The sequence below is a fragment of the Paenibacillus sp. IHBB 3054 genome, from assembly GCF_051594305.1.
Lineage (GTDB): Bacteria > Bacillota > Bacilli > Paenibacillales > Paenibacillaceae > Paenibacillus_AQ.
The window spans coordinates 71,605-94,682 of record NZ_JBOFBG010000016.1 but is presented as its reverse complement, the minus strand read 5'-3'; the positions used below and the strand labels follow the sequence as shown (position 1 = coordinate 94,682).

Sequence of the window (23,078 nt, the reverse complement as noted above, 5' to 3'; positions counted from 1 at the left end):
TTTAGCCTGTTCTAGCATGAGAGAAACCCGCCGCTCTACGTTGTATAATCAATCTAATGATTGCTATAAAGAATAGAGGGATGGTTATGGCTCAGCGATTGGCGACGGAATATGTGAATACAACTTTGCAAATGACAGAATTTCAGATGAACCAGTTTCTGCTCACAGCCGATACCTGCTATATCAGCCACCGTGTTAAGGTTCTCGGAGGTGGAGAACAGGAGATTGTATTGGAGGAAAACGGGGGAGAAGCGATTCGCCTCAATGTGGAACGCCGGGGGCATCTCTATATCTGCACGTTTTCCTGCCGGGTGGTGAACCCTCATCTGAATAATGCAGTCCGCAAGCTTTTTGTCACTTATAAAGGGTCTGGTTCAGTGAATAGGATTTATCAAGGATTCACAATGGAGTATTATTATGAGAGTGGATCGGTCCGCCGGATTTCAGAGCTTACTGCTAATGGCAGCAAGCTGATCTATCAGCATAAACAGTCCTTATCGGAGATGATGACTCTCTTTAAGTCTGACGTTATAGAACGCGAGATTGCGGCGCTGCGCCTCGAAATTGATAGTTTATTAGATTGCAGACTTACCGTCCAGAGCGATGAAATGATAGTTGAAATTGACGGTAAACTTGCAGCGATAAACCAGCGTTTGATAGAATTGGAATTGTAGGAATAAATTACACATTAATTCTAGCGATTATTCCCCAGTGAAATGGTTGTGTTTTTGCGAAAAATCTATAAAATAAAGCTAGAAAAGGATCGATAAAAAGTATATGATAGATATTCATAACCACATTTTACCTTTTATGGATGATGGAGCTGCGGACTGGGAAGCGGCTCTCGCCATGGCGCAGGACGCCCAGAAGGATGGTATTTCTACGGCAATAGCTACACCTCACCATGCCAATGGAGTATATATGAATCCCGCTCCAAATATTGGACAAGCTGTGCAGCTTCTGAATGAGAGACTTCAGCAGGCTGGTATTAACCTGCTAGTACTACCTGGTCAGGAGATCCGCATATACGGGGATCTCCTAATTGATTTGGAACAAGGCCAGTTGCTGACGCTTGCGGGATCAAAGTATATATTGCTAGAAATGCCTTCTTCTCGGGTACCGCGCAGCATGGAGGAAACTTGCCATGAGCTTATGATTCAAGGTTTTGTCCCAGTCATTGCCCATCCGGAGCGCAACGCTGAAATTGCTGATGATCCCGCCAAATTAGAAAGATTAATAGAGCTGGGAGCACTAGGGCAAGTCACAGCACAGAGTATTGCCGGAGTCTTTGGAAACAAACTGCAGAAGCTCTCACTCGATCTATGTCGAAGAAACGCGGTTCATGTGATCGCTTCCGATGCGCATGACAGCCGTCATCGACCTTTTGGTCTCAGTGAAGCTTACAACGTTGTGGAGAAAGAACTGGGGGCTGCCGTTTCCGACTGTTTTCGCCACAATTCACAGAGAATTATCGCCAACGAAGAGCTAGTTCGAGTGCTTTATACGGGTTCCCGCAAAAAAAGTCAAAAAATCTTCGGAATATTTTCTCGTAAAGCGTGACCAATCTCTCGAATAGTGGTAGAATGGGTAATACTGGGTTATTGTTACATTTTATTTGAATAGAGTTGGCTTAGTATGACCTATTCTAACAGCAACAGCAGTAACAGATTCAACACTACATACAAAGAGGTGGATGAAAAGTGACTTTGAAGAAAAAATTAGCAGTATCAACACTAGCAGTAAGTATGGCAGCAGCATCTGTAGCAGGCTTCCCTTTCAGCAGCCAAGGTTTGGCTAAACATTTGAATGGCGTTGCATCTGCGGCATCTAGCAATGACGTGATTTTTACAGCTTTGAAAGATCGTGCAAATGTGTTGTACGCAACTTTGGCAGATGCGGACAAACAAATCCTGCGTGATTTCCGTGGAGAGCTTCAGGGCTTGACTCAAGCACAATTGGAAGCGGATTTTGCTCCCGTGACGGATAAGTTGACTTTCCTGACACAGGCTGACAAATCTCTGTTACACAAACTTTATGTGGAGATCGTTACATCTGTATATACTCCTGAGTATTCAGCAGTAACTGACATTCAGAAGTCTGAGAACTACCAGGCTTACAAAGACTTGGTGAAGAAGATTGCTGGAGAAATTGGTCTGCCTAACCTAACTGTTGATGAAGTATACACTTCCATCTTCGGTGCAAACGGTGTTGAACAAACATTGATTCCTCTCTTCAAGGGACAAAGTGAAGCTGTGATTCTTGCAGCGCTGCAAGACGAGAATAGTGCTCTTTTCAAACAAGCTAAAGAAGCTACTCTTAAAGTTGCAGTGGGTTCCTCTACTGTTAATGGTGTGCTTAACGGGCTCAATAAGTTTGGAGTAACTAGAGCGGATCTTGCAGCGGTGAAAAACAAGCTGCAAAATGAACCATCTGTTACTAAAGAAAAAGCTGCGCTATTGGTACTTGCAAGAGCATATTACAACACATACCTCCAAGCTGGCGGCAACAATGGCGGTAATAACGGTGGTGGTACTGGTGGCGGTACTGGTGGTACAGTAGTCACTAATCCTACTGCTACACCGGGTATCTATGATGTATCCAAGCTTGTAAGCATTGTGGGCGATGTGGCTACATTGAATCTGGTTGACGCCGATGTACTCAAAGCATTTGATGCCCTTCTGGCTGCAAACCCTGGAAAAACCGGTCTTACCTTAACATTGAACCTCGGAACAGTGAATGCTAAGACTGTAAAGGTTCCGTTGTCCAAAGTGATTATTGAAGCTGCTAAAACTAAAGGTATCGCGAACATCGCTATTACTTTTAACGGATTGACTGTAACTATTCCGGTAGCACAATTCAGCGATGCTGTTACTTTGACTACTACAACAGGTGAAGATGCTACGGTAACTTCGATTTCCAAGTTGAAACTGGCTTCTAAAGTATACGACTTCGGTTTGACAGTTGGTGGCGTGGCTACAACAACATTTAAACAACCGCTGACTATTAAACTGCCGCTTAAGGATACTACAGGTCTTGATAAAGAACTGCTATCCGTAGCAAAAGTTGTATACAGTGATCTGCAATTCCAAGGTGGCGTGCTGGACGGCGAACATATTGTTGAACCGCGTGATACGTTCTCTTCCTATGCTGTTCTAGAGAACAAGGTAAGCTTTAGTGATATTGCTAAAGTTCAAGCTTGGGCTGGAAGACAAATTCAAGTCGTAGCTGCTAAGGGTGCGATTGAAGGTATCGGAAATGGTAAGTTTGCTCCTAAGAACAATGTTACCCGTGCGGAATTCGCCAAGATGCTGGTTCGTGCGTTGAACTTGGAAAACAGCACAGCAACTGAAAACTTCAGCGATGTGAGTTCTACTGCTTGGTACGCTCCTTATGTAGCTGTTGCTGCAGAGAAGGGTATTATCCAAGGTCGCACTTCAACTACATTCGATCCAACTGCGACTATTACACGCGCTGAGATGGCGACACTGATCTCCCGTGCATTGAAATTGACTCATCCAGATGCAAAGACAGATGCTTCGGCTCTGAATAAATTCACTGATGCTGCCAAGATCAACGCTACACTGAAAGACGGAGTAGCTTTCGCAGCTAGCAATAACTTGGTAATCGGTAATGCTGGTAAGTTCAACCCTACGAACACAGCTTCCCGTGCAGAAGCTGCAGTAATTATCTATCGTACTATTAACTTCAAGTAAGCAATAAGCAAGTGGAGAGCCTCCTCTCGTCTACGTGAGAGGGGGCACTTTTTTAGCGTGGATTGAAATATTACAGAAACAGCTTGGAGGGAAATTCACTTGTCAGCACAAGAATTGGATCTTCGCGATTATTTTCAGATCGTCAGGAAAAGAGTTTGGTTAATTATTAGTATTGTAGTAGTGGCATGTATTCTTGCCGGAATATATAGTTTGTTTATCAAGAATCCCGTATATGAAGCTTCCACGAAGATCATTGTGAATCAGACACCTACACAATCTACGGTAGGTCAGCTTGATCTTAACCAGATCAACACGAACATACAGCTGATTAACACGTACAAGGAAATTATCAAGACACCGGCGATTCTAGATGTCGTAGCCAAGAACTATCCGCAATTTGATATTACTGCGGAGGAGTTGTTGAAGAGGGTAAACGTGAGTTCCGTAAATAATACGCAGGTGATGACACTTGTCGTTCAAGATAATTCATACCAGAGAGCTGCAGAAATTGTGAATGCCATTTCACTTGTGTTCAAGCAAGAAATACCTTCGCTGTTCAATGTACAGAACGTCTCCATTCTAAATGAAGCCAAAACCAACCCGACTGTTGAGCCGGGGCCAGTTGAACCCAATGTAATTATGAACATTGCTATTGCTTTCATTGTTGCCCTTATGATTGGACTCGGGATTGCTTTCTTGCTGGAATATTTGGATGATACGCTGAAGACGGAAGATGATATTGAGAAATACCTCGGTCTGCCAACAATTGCTATGATCACAAGAGTGGGTCAAGAAGAAGGCAAAGGGACTGAAACACAAGCGCAGTTATTGTCCAGAAAGGCAGGGGAACTCGAACATGTCACAGCAACCAAATAACCAACAACGCCATCTGATTACCGTGACGAACCCTCGTTCACCTATTTCTGAAGCTTTTCGTGCGCTTCGTACCAATATTGATTTTTCTTCCGTGGATGAACAGATTCAAGTAATTATGGTTACCTCCTCAGGTCCGGAAGAAGGGAAATCTACTGTCTCTGCCAACCTAGCGGCTGCGTATGCTCAGGCCGACAAGAAAGTGTTGTTGATTGACGGGGATTTACGAAAACCAACAGCCCACAAGACGTTTTCACTAAGTAATCGTTACGGCTTATCTTCGCTGTTATCTCAACAAGCCGTACTGAAAGAAGTGGTTCAGGAGTCTGGAGTGAATAATCTCTACTTGATGACTTCTGGCCCCATTCCTCCGAATCCTGCTGAGATGCTAGCCTCTAATCGGATGAGCACAGTAATTCAAGAACTAAGACAGAACTTTGATGTAATCCTAATTGATACACCGCCATTATTGGCTGTTACAGATGCGCAGATTGTTGCTTCCAAGAGTGACGGAGTCATTATGGTAGTGAGTTATGGCAAGGTCAAACGGGATATTGCTGCCAAAGCTAAAGGGAATCTGGATCGTGTAGGCGCTAAAATGCTGGGTGTAGTCCTCAACAATGTCAAACGCAAAGCCAGCGAAGGCTACTATTATTACTACTATGGAAATTAATGTACTGTAGAGAAATTTGTTATTTTTGGAGGCACTAAAAATGACAGCGAAATCCAGAGTGTTCATGTTATTCCTGATAGACCTGGTTATCATTTGGCTTAGTATTGTAACATCTTATCTGTTCCGTTTTTATGACGACATCCCTCATGCATATGTTGTTCAAATGCTGCAGTTTGGTGTGATCTCGTCAATAGCCATTGGAGGGAGTTTGGTCTATTTCGGCCTATATCGACGGATGTGGCAATATGCCAGTATTGGAGAGATCGTATCTATTTTTAAAGCCGTTGTAATAGGTGCAATTATCTCTTACGGTGTTGCGCTATTGCTTCTTTCGGAACGCGTTCCCTTTGGAGTTGAAGTCCGGGCGATGGAGACGATTCTCGTATTGGTAGGTGGAGTTCGTTTCATATGGAGAATCTTCCGTTATGGTCGCTCCCAAGATAAAGACACTCAGACACATGCGCTGATTGTAGGTGCTGGAGATTGTGGAATGCTGATCACCAAGGAAATGATGGGCCCTACTTTTGCTCAAACGAAACTAATAGGCTTTATAGATGACAATCCAAACAAATATCATATGTCCATTCTAGGACTACCTGTACTTGGGAATAGATATGATCTGCCTCGATTGGTAAAAGAAAAGGACGTTCATGAGATTATTATTGCAATGCCTTCTGTATCAAGAACGGAAATCTCTGAAATTATTAATTTGGCAAAGACGACAGGTGCTAAATTAAAAATAATTCCAGCTTTGAATGATCTGATTGCTGGAAAAATCTCTGTTAAAAAGCTTCGTGATGTGAGTGTCGAGGATTTGTTGGGGCGGGAGCCTATAGTTGCCGATCTGAATGGCATCCTGGGTTATGTTCACAATAAGACAGTTATGGTAACAGGGGCAGGAGGATCCATCGGCTCTGAGCTCTGCCGGCAGGTTGCACCCTTTGCTCCGGACAAGCTGTTGCTACTTGGACATGGTGAGAATAGCATTTACACTATTGAAATGGAATTGCGTAAGAAGTTTCCCGAACTAGAAATTGTTACGGTAATCGCCGATGTGCAGGATCGCAATCGAATGATGGATGTGTTCCACACACTTAGACCACATGTTGTCTTTCATGCGGCAGCGCATAAGCACGTTCCTCTAATGGAGCGGAATCCATCGGAAGCCATTAAGAATAATGTGTTTGGTACCCGAAATGTAGCAGATGGTGCTGACCGATTCGGTGCAGAACGTTTTGTAATGATCTCTTCAGACAAGGCCGTTAATCCTACCAGTGTGATGGGGGCGACCAAACGTATTGCCGAGATGTACGTACAGAGCTTAAACACTACAAGTCAGACTAAATTCTCAGCTGTGCGTTTTGGTAATGTATTGGGCAGTCGTGGCAGTGTAATTCCCGCTTTCAAGCAGCAGATCGCTGCTGGTGGTCCGGTAACTGTAACTCATCCCGAGATGGTTAGATATTTCATGACCATACCGGAAGCTGTACAATTGGTCATTCAATCTGGTTCTTTTGCCAAAGGTGGCGAAGTATTTGTATTGGACATGGGAGAACCAGTGAAAATTCTGACTTTGGCTGAAGATCTGATTACATTATCCGGCTTTGAACCTTACAAGGATATTGACATTACTTTCTCGGGGATTCGAGAAGGTGAGAAACTATACGAGGAATTGCTAACGGATGAAGAGAATCTAGGCTCAACACAGCATGATCGGATATTTATTGGCAGGCCCAATGTGATTAGTCAAAATCAGTTGGAGCTGGAATTTAAGCGTCTGGAACGAGTGTTGGCTGAGGAACCGAGTGCGATTCGTGAGGTTATCAATCAGATTGTTCCTATGCAGCCCGTTGCTCAAGCCGCTATTAGCTAACTATAATGATCGGAGGGGATTACTATGTTCAACAAGAGATGGAAGAAAGTACTTGCATGGTCTCTGTCTGTTATTTTAGTATTAGCAATCGGAGGGTTGTTTGCTGCTAATTATGCTGTTGATAAGCTTATGACTTCAATGGCTGGAAGCTTAGAACTTGATACAGAAGATAGCATTAATAGTGATATAGCGACGGATGTTGAACCAATAGCTACACCACAAGCCACACCACAAGTCACACCATCTTCAAATAATAGTAAAGTCACACCTAGCCCTACTGGAATTACCCCAAACGTACCTACACCGATAGTAGGTATAGCCAGTAATCAGCCAGAGAAAGTACAAAGTGCCTCTCAGACTAATGGAGATAAAGCGGATTCTTTGAAAGTTAATCCAACAAGTGAGACTACTCAAAAAAAGGCTGGCAATCCAACAAGCGCTCCTACTTCTGGGAATGATGACAAAGGCGGAAATGGGTATTCAGCACAGGTTTCTGCTAATAAAACAAAACAAATCCAAGAGAATGTTACGGTCAAGGAGAAGGCCGATGTGGCTTCAATTGTACTTGGTCAACTGAGTGTGGCTGATATCAAGCGACTACAAGAGCTAGCTAGCGGTGGTTTAACTTTAGACGAGAAGCGAGAAGCACGGCAAATTATTTTAGGCAAAGTATCTGCTGAACAATATGATAGTCTTTCTCAAATTGCTAAAAAGTATGGGGTTAGTCGTGGCCTTTCTCATGACGAAGTAGTGGCAGAAGAACAGCAATTAGAAGCATTGGAAAAGGGAAGTGAATGATGATGAAAAAAATGAAAATTTCTACAGCAGCTTTAGTGCTCTTGTTGTCAATCGTAACAGCACCGTTAACTGCATCAGCTCCGCTATCAGTTTCAGCTGCACCCTTAACTACGGCTTCTGCAAAATCCAATATTGTTAAAGCTCAGACACAAAATGTACAGATGGTGTTCGATGGCGTGAATTTATCGCCACCTAAAGGGCAAGTTATATTCTCATATAATAATACAATATATGTACCGGTACGATTCATGTCGTATGCACTTCAAAAGACAGTAACCTGGGATGCTAAAAATCTCAAAGTAACTGTGGCTGAGTCGAGTAGTTCGGAACTGGTGATAATTAAAGAATATCTAATGAATTCTGTAATTACTAATACGGATGTTACCACATCAAAAACTGTGACGTTGAATAACGTGAAAGCAAGTTTTGTATTCAATGGTGCTGCAAAAGCACTTCCTACTGGTCTATCCAACTATAGTTTAAATGGTACTTTGTATGTGCCGCTTAGATTCCTCTCAGAATCAGTTGGGAATGTAATCACATGGGACCAAATGACGAAAAAAATTACAGCTAACTCTAAAGCTCATCAAGAACAAATAAATAGTGAGAACGTGGGAAAAGAACCTTCCTCAACACCAAGTCCTTCCGCTACAACAAACCCTACGCAAGCAGGAAATGGTGGTGCCACTGGTAAAGTTTCCTATGGAGAGATTACAAGCGCGACTGAAGCTAAACTAAATGCATTGAAGGCTCAAAGTCAATCAACATTGATGAGTATTGCATTTGAATATTTAGATGCAAAAGATGAAGCTAGTAAGTCTAGCATTAAGGCTAAAGGTCTGCAACAATTATCATCATTCACAGCTAGTTTCAATAGTATAGTGGCAGATGCTGAACAAAAATTAAAAGCAAATGGTTATAGCACCGACATTATTAATCAATATAGGAGTGCGTTTGAGGCTGAACTACAAGCGGGGAAAGATTTGGCTGAGAGTATAGGGAATTGATAAGTAACACATTATTCACCAGTGTCATTACTACTAGAGTCGGTGGGTAATGATTACTGGTGATATATTATGTATTCGAAAAGAATGGGTGAGAATATGTATTCTTATACTGTCATAAAAAAAGCAACTGATATTATTTTGGCTCTAATTGGGTTCCTCCTATTATGGCCTTTCTTTTTGATTATTGCTATTTCTATAAAGTTAACTTCTAAAGGCCCTGTGTTATTCAAGCAAAAGCGTATAGGTAAAAATAAAAGGGAGTTTCTTATACTAAAGTTTAGAACAATGCGTAAAGATACGCCAAATGAAATGCCAACACATTTACTAGAAGATCCTGATTTTTACATTACAAAAATAGGTAAATTTCTTAGGAAAACAAGTCTTGATGAACTTCCACAGATATTGAATATATTAAAAGGTGAGATGAGTGTGGTTGGTCCGCGTCCTGCGCTTTGGAATCAAGTTGACTTAATTGAAGAAAGAGATAAATATTATGCCAATAATGTTAATCCGGGTTTGACTGGATGGGCTCAAATTAATGGAAGAGATGAGATATCTATTCAGGAAAAGGCGAAACTTGATGGTGAATATATTACTCAAATGAGTTTCGGGTTTGATTTAAAAGTGCTACTGAAAACTTTTTTTAGCGTCTTGAAAAGTGAAGGGATTAAAGAGGGGAATAATAATGAATCAAAGGCAGTGTGAGTCAATTAATTACATTTTGATGTAGAATTCGAGGTAAAACCATGAGAGTTTTAATCACTGGCGAAAATAGTTATGTTGGACATAAGTTCAGCGAATGGGTTAAGCAATGGCCTGATAAATATCATACAAGCTTTGTTTCAGTTAAGGATGAGGATTGGAGAAAAAAAGATTTCAGTGAGTACGACATTGTTTTTCATGTAGCTGCAATTGTACATAAAAAAGAGCAGGTAGACATGGAGAATTTATATTATAAGGTTAATACGGAATTAACCGTAGAATTAGCCGATAAAGCAAAAAAATCAGGGATTAGACAATTTGTATTTATGAGTTCATTTTCGGTTTATGGACTTGAGGGTTCGTTGGAGAAAAACATCGAAATTAAGAGGGATACTGAGTGTGCTCCAAAGACTTTTTATGGTAAAAGTAAATTGAAGGCGGAAGAGAAACTAGAACAACTCAATGATGAAAGTTTTAAAGTAGCTATTATCAGAGCACCTATGATTTATGGACCTAATTGCCCGGGTAATTATGCTGCTTTAAGGGACATCGTAATGAAAATTCCTGTTTTTCCTAGGATTGAGAACAAGAGAAGTATGATTTACATTGATAATTTAAGTGAGTTTTTGAGATTTATCATTGAAAATAATGAAGCAGGTGTTTTTCTTCCACAGAACAAGAATTTCATTAGCACTCTGAATTTAGTTCAACTTATAGCGCAAGAAAACTCAAGAGACATTTATTTATCTAAAATATTTGCTTATTTCATAAAAACTCTTGCTAAAAGGATGAAAACATTAAATAAGGCATTTGGAAATTTAACTTGTGATATGGAACTATCAAATTATAAAGATTTCGAATACTGCTTGGTTGATTTACCAGAATCTATTAAGCTATGCGAGCAATAACAGAACGTTGGGAAACTAATTGAATCATAGTTGTGCATCGATATCATTTTGCACAGCCTAAGGAGTACATATGATGAAGATCGGCATAGATGCATTATTCATACGTCCTGGAAAAGTAGGAGGAACAGAGAGTTATTTGAGAAACCTATTAAAGGGGTTAGAAGAGGTAGATAGTACGAATGAATACTATATTTTCACATCGAAAAGCAATGCTGCTACATTTGAGTTCTCGAAAGATAACTTCAAAAAAGTAGAATGCAATATTGATGGTCTTAATAGGTTCAAACGAGTAATTTATACTTCTTTAACATTACCAAAAATAATTAAGAGTTTAGATTTGCACCTTGTCTTTTTTCCTAGCTATATAAGAAGTGCTGGATCTTTGGATAAAGTAATAACAGTATCTAATATTCAAGATATACAATATAAGCATTACCCACAATATTTTTCTAAAATGCAGAGAATTATTTTCAATATTTTCTATCCACTTAGTTTGAAAAAAAGCGATGAAATCATTTGTATCTCTGATTTTGTTAAGAATGATATAAAAATTGAATTCTCTGATATTGATAACAATAAGCTGACAACTATATACAATCCTATTGATTTTGAAAAGTTTGATGAAACGACTGATTTGTCAATGCAAACGATAGAAGAACTTTATGGTCTGCAAAATAAAAAGTATATACTTTCTGTGGCTTCATTACTACCTCATAAAAATATAAATACATTAATTCAAGCTTTTGCTACTTTCAAAGAAAAAGATCTTGCAGATTATAAGTTGGTTCTTGTTGGGGTGAAAGGGAAATCTACATCAGAATTGACTGAACTAATATCCAAAGCTAGGGTTGAAGATTCAGTTGTAATACCTGGATTTATTAATGATAATAATCTAAATTCACTATATAAACATGCGGGGATATTTGTTTCGACATCTCTTTTTGAAGGATTTGGGATGCCGCCTGTTGAAGCAATGTACAAGAAGATACCTACAATTACTACAGAATGTGCATCATTACCTGAGGTGACACAAGACAAAGCAATATATTATAATGATCCTCTTGATTATAAAGCATTAGCTATATTAATTGCTGATACACTTGAAAATCCACCGGCTATTGAACGTTTGAACACAATTTCAAATGATATACACAGTGCTTATTCCTTGAATAAGATTGCGGAGAAATATATGATGTTTTTCGAACAATGCTATAGGAATGTTGAGACAGGAAAGGTGAAAAAATGAAAGTGAGTTTAATAACTGTTAGTTATAACAGTGAAAAAACTATTAAAGACACTATTTCTTCTGTTTTGTTTCAAAGCTATAAAAATATTGAATACATAATAATTGATGGTAACTCCAAAGACGGAACAGTGAACATTGTTAAAGAATACGAGCCTCAATTTAATGGAAGATTAAAGTGGATAAGTGAAACGGATAAAGGACTTTATGATGCGATGAATAAAGGAATTAAGTTAGCTTCGGGAGATATTATCGGGATTATTAATTCAGATGATATGTATACTGATGAATATGTAATTGAAAAAGTTGTTAAAAAGATGAACATTGACAATGCCGAAATCCTTTATGCAAACCTTCAGTTTGTGGACGAATATAATACAGAAAAAATAGTGAGAAAGTGGATACCTGGATATGGTAGCTTCAATTTAGGTTGGAATCCTCCGCATCCGACAACGTTTGTAAGGAAAAATATTTATGAACATATTGGACTATATAAAAGTGAATATAAAATTTCATCGGATTATGATTTTTTGTTTAGAAGTATTCAAGCGAATAAGGTGAGAACTTCATATCTAAATGAGTTTATCGTAAATATGAGAATGGGCGGGGCATCAACTAGTGGTATTAAAAGCACTATACAAGGTAGTAAAGAAGTATACAATACCTTAAAAGAAAATAAAGTTAATTTTCCTTTAGGAATTGTTTGCTTACGACTATTAAGGAAACTTAAACAAGTTATCTAAAAGAACATGAGTGTTTTCTGATCTTCATGTTCATTATTAAATTGGCATATAATAAGGAATGAGGGGTTATAAATATGAAAAAAATTGCATTAATAACTGGGATCACAGGCCAAGATGGTTCTTTCTTAGCTGAATTGTTATTGAGTAAAGGATATGAGGTTCATGGTGTAATAAGAAGAAGTTCTTCATTTAATACTGAAAGAATTGAACACCTGTATATTGAGGAATTAATTAAAGATATGCACAATGACCGGAAAGTGCATTTGCATTATGGAGATATGACGGATTCAACGAACCTTATTAGGCTCATTAGGGAGATCAAGCCTGATGAAATCTATAATTTGGCGGCTATGTCCCACGTGAAGGTTTCGTTTGAAGTGCCAGAATATACAGCAGATACTGATGGTATTGGCACCTTGAGGTTGCTAGAAGCCGTGAGATTTTTAGGATATGAGGGACGGACTAGAATCTATCAAGCTTCGACTTCTGAACTCTATGGAAAAGTACAAGAGATTCCTCAAAAGGAAACGACACCATTTTATCCAAGAAGCCCTTATGGAGTAGCGAAGTTATATGGTTTTTGGATTACTAAGAACTATAGAGAAGCTTATAATATGTTTGCAGTAAATGGCATTCTTTTTAACCATGAATCAGAACGACGTGGGGAAACATTCGTAACTCGTAAGATTACACTAGCTGCTGCACGTATTGCCAAAGGAACCCAAGACAAGTTGTATTTAGGTAACTTAGATGCGCAGCGCGATTGGGGTTACGCCAAAGATTATGTGGAGTGTATGTGGTTAATGTTGCAGAATGATACCCCAGAAGATTTTGTTATTGCAACAGGTGAAATGCATACGGTTAGAGAGTTTACGACACTTGCTTTTAAAGAAGCTGGAATTGAATTGGAATGGACCGGAAATGGTGTGAAAGAGAAGGGGATTGACAAAAGCAACGGAAATGTCTTAGTAGCAGTAGATCCTAGATACTTCCGGCCGACAGAGGTTGAACAACTTTTAGGAGATCCCACCAAAGCCAAAACACTACTTGGATGGAACCCTACACAAACAAGCTTTGAAGAACTTGTGAAAATCATGGTAAGCAATGATGTGAAGTTAGTGGAAAGAGAAACCACTATAAGAAGAGAATTTGATTAATTGGGAGTGAGCGCATAATGGACAAAAATTCTAAAATATATGTTGCTGGTCATAATGGTATGGTAGGATCAGCCATTGTACGTAATTTAGAAAGCAAAGGTTACACTAATGTGTTTGGAAAATCTTCTAAAGAATTAGATCTAACCCGTCAAATAGAAGTTGAGTCGTTTTTTGAATCTGAAAAACCTGAATATGTTTTTTTGGCTGCAGCTAAAGTAGGTGGAATTCATGCGAATAACACATATCCCGCTGAGTTTATTTATAATAACCTCATGATTGAAAGTAATATTATTCATGCTTCTTACAAAACAGGAATTAAGAAACTCCTCTTCTTGGGAAGTTCATGTATTTATCCTAAACATTGTGAACAACCGATAAAAGAGGATTTCTTGTTGACAGGACTACTTGAGCCAACAAACGAGGCATATGCTATTGCAAAAATAGCTGGAATTGAATTGATTAAGTTCTATCGTAAACAATATAATTGTGATTTTATCTCAGCAATGCCAACAAATCTTTATGGTATTAACGATAATTTTGATTTGGATACATCTCATGTATTACCAGCCTTATTAAGAAAATTCCATGAAGCAAAACTAAGTAATAGTAAGGAAGTTGTTCTTTGGGGCACTGGCAAACCCAAAAGAGAGTTTTTGTATGTTGATGATTTGGCTGATGCATGTATTTTTTTAATGAACAATTATAGTGAAATGATGCATGTTAATATCGGTGTTGGTGAAGATATTGAAATCGGAGAATTAGCCAATATTATTAAGAGAATTGTAGGATTTGAAGGTGAGATTGTTAATGATTTAGACAAACCAGATGGAACTCCTAGGAAATTATTGGATGTGAATTTATTGGGAAGTAAAGGTTGGACTTATACAACCAATTTAGAAGCAGGGATATCAAAAGTATATGACTGGTATTTAAAATCACACCTTTAAGAATAAGTTGCGTTTGAAAGTTATGGTTTCCCAAAATCAGCCTTTCGTAAACTAATTACAGGATATATATGGATTTTTAACGACGACACTTGACACGAAATTAATTTCACTATAATACTTACTCTCCCGTACGAAATGGCTATTGATTGCAGGAATTGCAGGAATAGGCGTCAAGTATAATGATTTTGATTAGTCAATAAGGCCTTGTGAACTTTTCGGAAAAAATTATAAAAAGGAGCCGATAATGCTTGATATATTTAAGTCACTATACATTATTCTTCTAATAGTTCTCTCATTGTCTATAAATGAAAGCTCATTTGCTTTCGTATGCACAATTATAAGTTTAGTTATTTATATTGGGATTTTAAAAAAAGAGAATGGTCAAAATTTATTAATAAACATTCGCTTCGTATTTATTATTTTTTTATTTATTTATTCTAATAGTTATTCTTTTCTAAAATTATATATGGGTAGATATTTAGAGGTTTTAAATTATTTACCACTGTCGACTGATACTATAGAAAAAGGGATGTTGCTAAGTAATCTCTTTATAATGATATATATATTACTATCAATATGGGCAAGGGCATTTGTAAAGGATAGAATCGCAAAATCTAATGAATTTTATAAAAATATAAAAAATTATTTAATTAATTTTGAATTGACGCACTTTATTTTAATTTTTGATTTGTTTGCTTTGATTCTTTGTGTAAATTATATAAGAAATGTTTGGAGTGGCGGCTTAATCAATATAATCATGTCAGGTGTTAGTCGTGTTGAGGCCAATGAAATGGTTGAAAGTCAGCCATACTGGGTTTTTATGTATTTTATTGTGGCCTATTCATGCGCGATATATACAACAATATTTAATAAAATCAGATTTAATAATATCAAATCCAAGGGGATGATTGTAAGGGTTTCGGTATTATCACTTTTCTGGATATTTGATATTCTATTGGGTAATCGAAGGCTTGTATCTTATATTTTATTGTATCTTATTTTCTATATCATAGTTACTAAAAAAAAGAAAATATCCTTTTATAAGGTAATGCTATTTGTTGCTTTTAGCTTTGTTTTTGTATTAGTGGGTTATTTAAGAACGGTAGGGTTTAGTCTCGAAAATGCTAACATTGAAAATGTTATAAATGATTCATTTGGAGAATTTTTTATCCCAATTAACACCTTTTACTATTATCTTGAGAATCAGATTGATATGCTCTATGGAGCATCATATTTCTCAGCTCTGTTATTTATGTTCCCCAGAGCATTATGGCCGGCTAAACCGGATAGTTTAGCTGTAACTTTTGCAAATATATTTGGTGGAGGAATGGGGTATGGTTTTAACCCTATTGCAGAGGCTTACATTAATTTTGGCATTTTGTTTGTAGTGTTATTACCTATACTTCTTGTTTTATTATTTTCTGGAATAGAAGCACTCAGTAAAAAATCTTTACCTATTTATTTTTTTGTTTTCATTCAAACTATGAATTTTAATAGAGGTGAGTTTGCTTCTACTCTTATTGAGTTCACTATCATGTATCTTTCATTTCTTCTTATTGCGAATTCGAAAAAGAAGTATGATGGAAAGGAGATTTAGAGTGTTTTCATTAATAGTTACTACAAGAAATTTAGATTCGCAGTATTTCTTAAGATTTTTACAGTCAATTAATGAACAAAAGGAATGTATTAGAGAAAAGATTGAATTAATAATCGTAAATCAAGATAAATTTAGTGAAATACCCCAAGTTATAAAAGTTCACTACAAATTAATCCAAAGTGAACATATCTCATTAAGTAAGGCCAGAAATATCGGACTTGCAAATATTGGCCCCTCTTCTACTATAATTGGTTTTCCAGATGATGATTGTTGGTATAATGATAGTGTTTTAGAGTCAGTGGAAAATGAAATAAATTTTCGAGGTTTGGATTTTTTGTGTTGCGGAGTATATGATCCTTATAGTAAACAGACGTATGGGAAAAATAGAAAATTAAATACAAGAACTAAAATTAATATAAAAAATTCGCTTCGTTTACCGATATCGGTCGGGATATTTGTAAGAACCGATGTTATCTTAAATAAATTTAAGTTTGATGAAAAATATGGTGTGGGTACTGATTGGGGTTCTGGTGAAGAAAGTGACTTAATACTTGATCTTCTGTGTAATAACAAAATTGGTGAGTTTTATTCTTATGATACTGTATATCATGAAATCGAAGGCGTTAAGAGTGATTTATCAGGACGAACATTTAAATATGCAAAAGGGAATGGAGCCTTGTTTGTAAAGAGTATGAAACAAAGAAGGCAATACACTATATTTGTGACATTTATTTATATGTTGCTGAGAACTTTTGTGACACTCTGTTTATTTGTTCTTAATAAAGAAAAAAGAATGTTATATTTTTGTAGATTAAACGGGTTGATTCTCGGGTTTACAGAAGGAGTAGATTACTATTACAAAAAAAATCCCCAACCTAAAGGTTAGTGTTATTGTTCCAATCTATAATGTAGACAAATACTTGCGCATTTGTATAGATAGTTTGCTAAAACAGTCTTATCAAAATATTGAAATTATATTAGTTAATGATGGATCCATAGATCAATCGCAAGAAATATGCAATGAATATTCTCGGATGGATGATCGCATAAAAGTTATTCATAAACAGAATGCTGGATTAATGAATGCTTGGATAACCGGAGTAAATGTATCTACAGGAGATTATATCGGTTTTGTTGATGGTGACGATTGGGTGAGCCATGCAATGTATGAGAGTATGGTTGATAAAGTAAATGAACATGATTCTGATTTAGTGGTCTGTGGGTTTTATAAAGATTATGGTGTGCATGGAGGACAAATAGCTGTTCCAGTGTATGCGGAAGAAGGATTATATACAAAGGACAAGTTACACACTCAATTGTATACAAAACTCATAAATGTTGGTTATGGTAATTATCGAGGTATTGGAGCAAGTAGAGCGAATAAACTAATCAGAAGAGATTTAGTAATTAATAATATTAAATATTGTGATAATAGAATTACATATGGAGAAGATTTAAATATTACAGTGCCTGTTGCTTTAGATGCGAATAAAATTTATGTCATGAAAAACTCCTTTCTTTATCATTACAGACAAAATCCAACTTCTATTACAAATTCTCCAACTTATAAAAAAAATTTATGGAATGCATGCTTGTTACTAAATGAGAAGTTAAAGATAGCTATTAACGAAAAAAAATTCGAAGAGTTATCATACCAGTTAGAAGTGGATTTGATATATCTTTCCTGGACATCTTTGATCAATGAAACAAGGTCTAATACAAATTTCAAAAATATTTATAGATGTATGAAAAAAATTATTAACAATAATAATGTTAGACATGGATTTGAATATTTACAATTTGAAAAAATGACTTTTAAAGAAAAACTGGTTATACATTTAATAAAATCAAGAATGATACTCTTGTTATTTATAATTTTCAAAGTTTCTGATTTTAAATATATAAAGAGAAAGGTAATTAGTTAAGATGAAAAAGTTATTAATTTTTAACCAAGGTCAATTAAAACAGAATACTGGTGGGTCAAGCGGTTACCTATATATTCTAAAAAATTACATCGATAATCAAAAAATAAATGAAATTGAGTTGAATTCCATTGATAAAAGTTTATCAGATACTATTAGTTTCCGCACGAAGTTTAAAAGTTTAATAAAAAAATTAACTCCGAATATTATCTTATATTTTTCTGCTTACTACAAAATAATGTCAAAGGAGAAATATAATATAGCTTTCGATAATTATAAGGGGATTCATTTTCATTCCTCCATCTCATTGTATAAATGGAAGAATCAAGAGAAGTATAATGGTAAAATACTGCTTACATCACATTCACCAAAATATTACTATCTAGAGTTGATTGATGATGATAAAGTGCTTGGGAATGGATTTGTCAAACGAACATTTGGTGGGGGATTTAAACGCATTGATCTTGATGCATTCAAAAAAGCAGATTATCTTATTATGCCTTGTGAAGAGGCTTTAGAGATTTATAAATCTGATATCAAAATATGGAATGTTGTCGAAGAGAAAAAGCGGAATAATCAAATAAAATATGTACCGACCGGATTAATTCCTATGAAAATAAATAAAAAGAGTGATTTTTTTAGTGAGAAGAATATACCCAAAGATGCATTTGTCATTTCATTTGTGGGAAGACACCTACCAGTTAAGGGTTACGACTTGTTACAAAAGTTTGCACTGAATATTATTTCGAATTACAAAAATGTTTATTTCGTTATCGCCGGTACAATAAATAATGAATACCCACCCTTGAAAAGTGAGCAGTGGATTGAATATGGATGGACAAATAAATCTTTAGATATAATTAAACATTCTTCTTTGTTTGTCCTTCCTAATAGACAAACTTTTTTTGATCTCGTTTTGTTAGAAGTTTTGAGCATGGGAACTCCGGTTTTGTTAAGTGATACTGGGGGGAATAGGTACTTTCATAAATATGAGGATACAGGATTATTCTTTTTTGAAAATGATAATTTGAATGAAATGTTGGCTACTTTTGAATTGTTGTATCAATACTGGGAAAAAGGTGAGCTTGAAATTTATGGTGAAAAAAATGAAAAATTATTCAATTCTGAATTTACACAAGACTCCTTTGGGGAAAGATATATTAAGGTATTAAAAGATATCGATATGATTTAAGTTTTTATGCTATAAGGATTACAAAACATCTACTGAAATTCAAACAGATAAATATTATTTTGAGTTTATTAGGAATGAAAAAAATTGTTTTATGCCTTTAATGTAACTATAGAATGAACTGAAAAACTTCACATCCGAACCAGCAATCAATCTATTACTTCATTAGGGTGTTGATTGACCCGTTTAATGAAAGCCACGACATGAGAGCTAATGATGTAAAACTTGTGAAAAAGACATTGTTGTCTACATATTGTTTCAGTCTTTTCCACAGTCTTTAGAAAGACAAGCTGGAGTCTTGGATCTCCCGAAGGAAAAGCTGAATTTCATCCCGTGATGGATGTGAGCATTGTCTAAAACCATAACGACTTTACCTTTGGGATACATGTGCAGAATATCAACTAAAAATCGCTGAAAGGCCGTTGGAGTAAACTTCCTCTCCTCGGTGAGTCAAATGGCCCGTTTCGTAGTCGATAGCAGCAAACAGTTTAGCTCCTTTATGTTTGCCATGGTCGAGATCTTGAGTTGGTGTTATTTGGGGAAATAGTTATACTGCAAAGCCAAATACGCCCGAATCATCGATTCATCAAGGATCTTTGCATGGCAATCGTTCTTTCAGCCGTTATTCTTCATCTTCCGAAAGTTTTCGAATCCCACCAGGGTCTCGCCAAATTCCAGGTCCTGAAGTCCTTGCTTGCGATAATTGTTGCGATATCCGCTAATCGCAGGAAAGGATCTTCCAAAAATAATTTCAATTTCAGTTAATAACAGCGTGTGCTTTCCGTTTCTCTCATCGCTGCGATCAGCTTTTCAATCTCTTCTTTATGTCTCATTTCGATCGCCCTTATCGGTTATTTACTATCTTTTACTGATCAGGTGGTTCTTAATTTTATGAGTTCAATATATATAGCGTATATATTGAAAAAGTTTAAATTTTTTAAGTAGTGTATGAATAGGTATTAGAGGAGACAAAATGAATAGTAAACCTAAGTCACTTAAAATGAATTTTATTTATAGTTTTTCACTGAAAATCTTAAATATTATTTTTCCCTTGATTACATTTCCTTATGTAGCTAGGATTTTGTCCGCTGAAGGAATTGGTAGAGTTGATTTTTCTTTGTCTTTAATACAATATTTCATTCTTTTATCTCAGGTCGGGATACCAACCTATGCAATTCGAGAATGTTCCAAACATAGAGATAATAAAGAGAACTTATCGAGAACAGTTCAAGAGATATTAACTATCAATTTGATAATGATTGTAATTACTTATTTGATTTTTTTTGTTGTAATAAATAATGTGAATGATCTGTATGTTTATAAAAGATTACTGATCATTATGAGTTTTACGATAATTTCCACGAGTATTGGTATAGAATGGTTCTATCAAGCAATTGAGAATTACAGATATATAACTATTATTAATCTAATAGTTAAAATAATCACGTTGATAGCTGTATTTGTTTTTGTGAAATCTGAAGAGGACTATTTAGTATACGGACTTATTACAGTTTTAGCGCTCTCAACGAGTTATATTTTTAACTTTTTTTATGCGAGGAAATATATTGATATTTTTAGAAAATACAAAAACTTCACTTTAAAACGGCATATAAAGCCGATTATGATGCTTTTTGCAATGAGCTTATCAATTAGTATTTATATTAATCTTGACAAAGTAATGTTAGGTATTATACATGGAGATAGATCTGTTGGATTATATGCTTCTGCAAATAGAATAATAATGGTTGTTATAGCGCTAGTTACTTCTTTAGGAACTGTTTTACTACCTAGAATGTCTTATTATATTGAGAATAGCCTTTCAGAACAAATTGATCTATTAATAAGAAAATCTCATGATTTTATTTTAATGGTATCTATTCCTGCAACAATTGGTATTTTCATGTTGGCGAAGCCTATAGTTCTTTTATTTGCTGGACAAGACTATGCAGATGCAATAATTAGTCTCAAAATAGTTAGTCCTACAATAATTGCAATGGGATTAAGCAATTTGATAGGTATACAAATATTGGTTTCTCATGGAAAAGAGAAATTGACGGTTATTTCTACGATTATTGGAGCAACTGTGAATTTTTCTCTAAATTTAATTCTTATACCTATTTATCAGCAAAATGGTGCTGCATTCAGTACATTTGTAGCAGAGTTATCAGTAACAATAATTCAAATCATATTGGCTTATAAATATTTAAAAGGTAATATCATATATAAAAATTTACTGTTCTATTTATTAGGCGGGGGGTTGATTGTATTAATTTGTGAAATTGTAAATAAATTACATCTAAACATGTTGTTAACTACTTCTTTATCAGTATTAATATCATCAACTTGTTATTTTATTTTATTGTATTTTTCGAAAAATGAACTTATACAAGAGATAACAGCTAGTATGAAAAAGAAAATAATGAATATCAGCAGCTAATCAAATAATCGAAAAAACTTAATAGGAGGAAGTAATGAAAAAGAAATATGATTATCTTATTGTTGGAGCTGGCTTGTTTGGTTCAATTTTTGCTTATGAAGCGAACAAGCAAGGGAAAAAATGTTTGGTGATTGACCGAAGAAGTCATATTGGTGGGAATGTGTATTGCGAGAACGTTGAAGGGATTAATGTTCATAAGTATGGGGCTCATATTTTTCATACGAGTAATAAGTTTATTTGGGAATATATTAATTGTTTTGCAGAGTTCAATAGATATACTAATTCCCCTGTCGCCAATTACAAAGGGGAGATTTTCAATCTACCATTTAACATGAATACTTTTAATAAATTGTGGGGGGTGATTACTCCTGAAGAAGCACAATCCAAAATTAATGAGCAAAAAGAGCGTGCTGGTATACTAGATCCTAAAAATTTAGAAGAGCAGGCAATTTCACTAGTTGGCATAGATATTTATAATAAGCTTATAAAAGGATACACTGAAAAACAGTGGGGTAGAAATGCAAACGAATTACCCGCCTTTATTATCAAAAGGATTCCTGTTAGATTTACATACGATAATAATTATTTTAATGATAAATATCAAGGTATTCCAGAGGGAGGTTATAATAAAATTATTGAAAAAATGTTAGAAGGTATAGAAAAACGCTTAAATATTGATTTTTTCTCGGAGAGGAATTCGTTGGAAGATGAGGCGGAAAAAATTGTATTTACGGGCATGATTGATGAATATTATAATTATAAATTTGGGAAATTACAATATAGAAGTTTGAAGTTTGAAAATGAAATCATCAATATAAATAATTATCAGGGTAATGCTGTTGTAAACTATACTGATAGAGAAACTCCATTTACTAGAATAATAGAACATAAACATTTTGAGTTTGGTACTCAAGAAAAGACCGTAATAACTAGAGAATATTCATCTGAATGGACGGCGGGAAACGAACCATATTACCCGGTGAATGATGAGAAAAATAATAAATTATATACTAAATACAAGGAATTGAGCGAAAATGAAAGTAATGTAATATTTGGAGGTAGATTAGCTAATTATAAATACTATGACATGCACCAAGTAATTGCTGAAGCTCTGACGGTAGTGACAAAAGAGCTCAATATCTTATTAAAAGATTTTAAAAAAGCTACCACTAATAATTAAGTTTAACTTGATAAATATGAAGTCCAGCACTCATAAATTAGTTGTTTTTGATATATATGAAAAATGAAGCCATTCCTGTAATGAATTAATTTGAGGTTTGAATGAAAAAAGCGCCA

At 35.7% G+C, this 23,078-nt stretch carries 20 protein-coding genes; all 20 read left to right on the top strand.

The features are described 5' to 3' along the window. Positions 1-86: 86 nt before the first annotated feature. The 20 genes from ACQ76X_RS18305 (at position 87) to glf (ending at position 22,962) form a co-directional block, all read left to right on the top strand. On the top strand, positions 87-674 hold the full coding sequence (locus ACQ76X_RS18305; RefSeq protein WP_438495345.1) for a non-ribosomal peptide synthetase module: 588 nt from the start codon (positions 87-89) through the stop codon (positions 672-674). A 103-nt stretch (positions 675-777) separates the two neighbouring features. Further along, positions 778-1,560 (top strand): tyrosine-protein phosphatase, encoded by a 783-nt coding sequence (locus ACQ76X_RS18300; protein ID WP_438495344.1) that lies wholly within the window; start codon positions 778-780, stop codon positions 1,558-1,560. Positions 1,561-1,700: 140 nt separating this feature from the next. Next, positions 1,701-3,713: an S-layer homology domain-containing protein gene (locus ACQ76X_RS18295; protein ID WP_438495343.1), complete on the top strand. Its 2,013-nt coding sequence runs from the start codon at positions 1,701-1,703 to the stop codon at positions 3,711-3,713. A gap of 99 nt (positions 3,714-3,812) precedes the next feature. Then, the gene (locus ACQ76X_RS18290) at positions 3,813-4,589 is read left to right on the top strand and encodes a YveK family protein (RefSeq protein ID WP_438495342.1); all 777 of its coding nucleotides are present in this window, start codon (positions 3,813-3,815) and stop codon (positions 4,587-4,589) included. Continuing rightward, positions 4,570-5,259 carry a CpsD/CapB family tyrosine-protein kinase gene (locus ACQ76X_RS18285; RefSeq protein WP_342480569.1) on the top strand — a complete coding sequence of 230 codons (690 nt, stop codon included), beginning with the start codon at positions 4,570-4,572 and terminating at the stop codon, positions 5,257-5,259. The genes ACQ76X_RS18290 and ACQ76X_RS18285 overlap by 20 nt, the downstream gene beginning before the upstream one ends. A 40-nt stretch (positions 5,260-5,299) precedes the next feature. Beyond that, a complete protein-coding gene (locus ACQ76X_RS18280) occupies positions 5,300-7,132 on the top strand; it encodes a polysaccharide biosynthesis protein (RefSeq protein WP_438495341.1) in 1,833 nt (610 codons plus the stop codon). A 24-nt stretch (positions 7,133-7,156) separates the two neighbouring features. Further along, positions 7,157-7,930, top strand: a complete 774-nt coding sequence (locus ACQ76X_RS18275; RefSeq protein ID WP_438495340.1) for a hypothetical protein — start codon at positions 7,157-7,159, stop codon at positions 7,928-7,930. After that, on the top strand, positions 7,927-8,937 hold the full coding sequence (locus ACQ76X_RS18270; protein ID WP_438495339.1) for a stalk domain-containing protein: 1,011 nt from the start codon (positions 7,927-7,929) through the stop codon (positions 8,935-8,937). Before ACQ76X_RS18275 ends, ACQ76X_RS18270 begins: the two co-directional genes overlap by 4 nt. A gap of 69 nt (positions 8,938-9,006) precedes the next feature. Next, positions 9,007-9,642 (top strand): sugar transferase, encoded by a 636-nt coding sequence (locus ACQ76X_RS18265; RefSeq protein ID WP_438495338.1) that lies wholly within the window; start codon positions 9,007-9,009, stop codon positions 9,640-9,642. Positions 9,643-9,683: 41 nt separating this feature from the next. Beyond that, positions 9,684-10,547: an NAD-dependent epimerase/dehydratase family protein gene (locus ACQ76X_RS18260; RefSeq protein WP_438495337.1), complete on the top strand. Its 864-nt coding sequence runs from the start codon at positions 9,684-9,686 to the stop codon at positions 10,545-10,547. 70 nt (positions 10,548-10,617) lie between these two features. Beyond that, positions 10,618-11,793, top strand: a complete 1,176-nt coding sequence (locus tag ACQ76X_RS18255) for a glycosyltransferase family 4 protein (protein WP_438495336.1) — start codon at positions 10,618-10,620, stop codon at positions 11,791-11,793. Beyond that, the gene (locus ACQ76X_RS18250) at positions 11,790-12,533 is read left to right on the top strand and encodes a glycosyltransferase family 2 protein (protein WP_438495335.1); all 744 of its coding nucleotides are present in this window, start codon (positions 11,790-11,792) and stop codon (positions 12,531-12,533) included. Before ACQ76X_RS18255 ends, ACQ76X_RS18250 begins: the two co-directional genes overlap by 4 nt. 74 nt (positions 12,534-12,607) lie before the next feature. Further along, the gene (gmd, locus tag ACQ76X_RS18245) at positions 12,608-13,690 is read left to right on the top strand and encodes a GDP-mannose 4,6-dehydratase (protein WP_438495334.1); all 1,083 of its coding nucleotides are present in this window, start codon (positions 12,608-12,610) and stop codon (positions 13,688-13,690) included. Between the two features lie 17 nt (positions 13,691-13,707). After that, the gene (fcl, locus tag ACQ76X_RS18240; protein ID WP_438495333.1) at positions 13,708-14,637 is read left to right on the top strand and encodes a GDP-L-fucose synthase; all 930 of its coding nucleotides are present in this window, start codon (positions 13,708-13,710) and stop codon (positions 14,635-14,637) included. A gap of 244 nt (positions 14,638-14,881) precedes the next feature. Further along, on the top strand, positions 14,882-16,234 hold the full coding sequence (locus ACQ76X_RS18235; RefSeq protein ID WP_438495332.1) for an O-antigen polymerase: 1,353 nt from the start codon (positions 14,882-14,884) through the stop codon (positions 16,232-16,234). A gap of 1 nt (position 16,235) precedes the next feature. After that, the gene (locus ACQ76X_RS18230) at positions 16,236-17,120 is read left to right on the top strand and encodes a glycosyltransferase (RefSeq protein ID WP_438495331.1); all 885 of its coding nucleotides are present in this window, start codon (positions 16,236-16,238) and stop codon (positions 17,118-17,120) included. Further along, positions 17,083-18,159 (top strand): glycosyltransferase family 2 protein, encoded by a 1,077-nt coding sequence (locus tag ACQ76X_RS18225; protein WP_438495380.1) that lies wholly within the window; start codon positions 17,083-17,085, stop codon positions 18,157-18,159. The genes ACQ76X_RS18230 and ACQ76X_RS18225 overlap by 38 nt, the downstream gene beginning before the upstream one ends. A gap of 1 nt (position 18,160) precedes the next feature. Beyond that, on the top strand, positions 18,161-19,348 hold the full coding sequence (locus ACQ76X_RS18220; protein WP_438495330.1) for a glycosyltransferase family 4 protein: 1,188 nt from the start codon (positions 18,161-18,163) through the stop codon (positions 19,346-19,348). Between the two features lie 970 nt (positions 19,349-20,318). Next, the gene (locus ACQ76X_RS18215) at positions 20,319-21,782 is read left to right on the top strand and encodes a flippase (protein ID WP_438495329.1); all 1,464 of its coding nucleotides are present in this window, start codon (positions 20,319-20,321) and stop codon (positions 21,780-21,782) included. 34 nt (positions 21,783-21,816) lie between these two features. Then, positions 21,817-22,962, top strand: coding sequence for a UDP-galactopyranose mutase (gene glf / locus ACQ76X_RS18210; RefSeq protein ID WP_438495328.1), 1,146 nt, complete (start codon positions 21,817-21,819; stop codon positions 22,960-22,962). Positions 22,963-23,078: the final 116 nt, after the last annotated feature.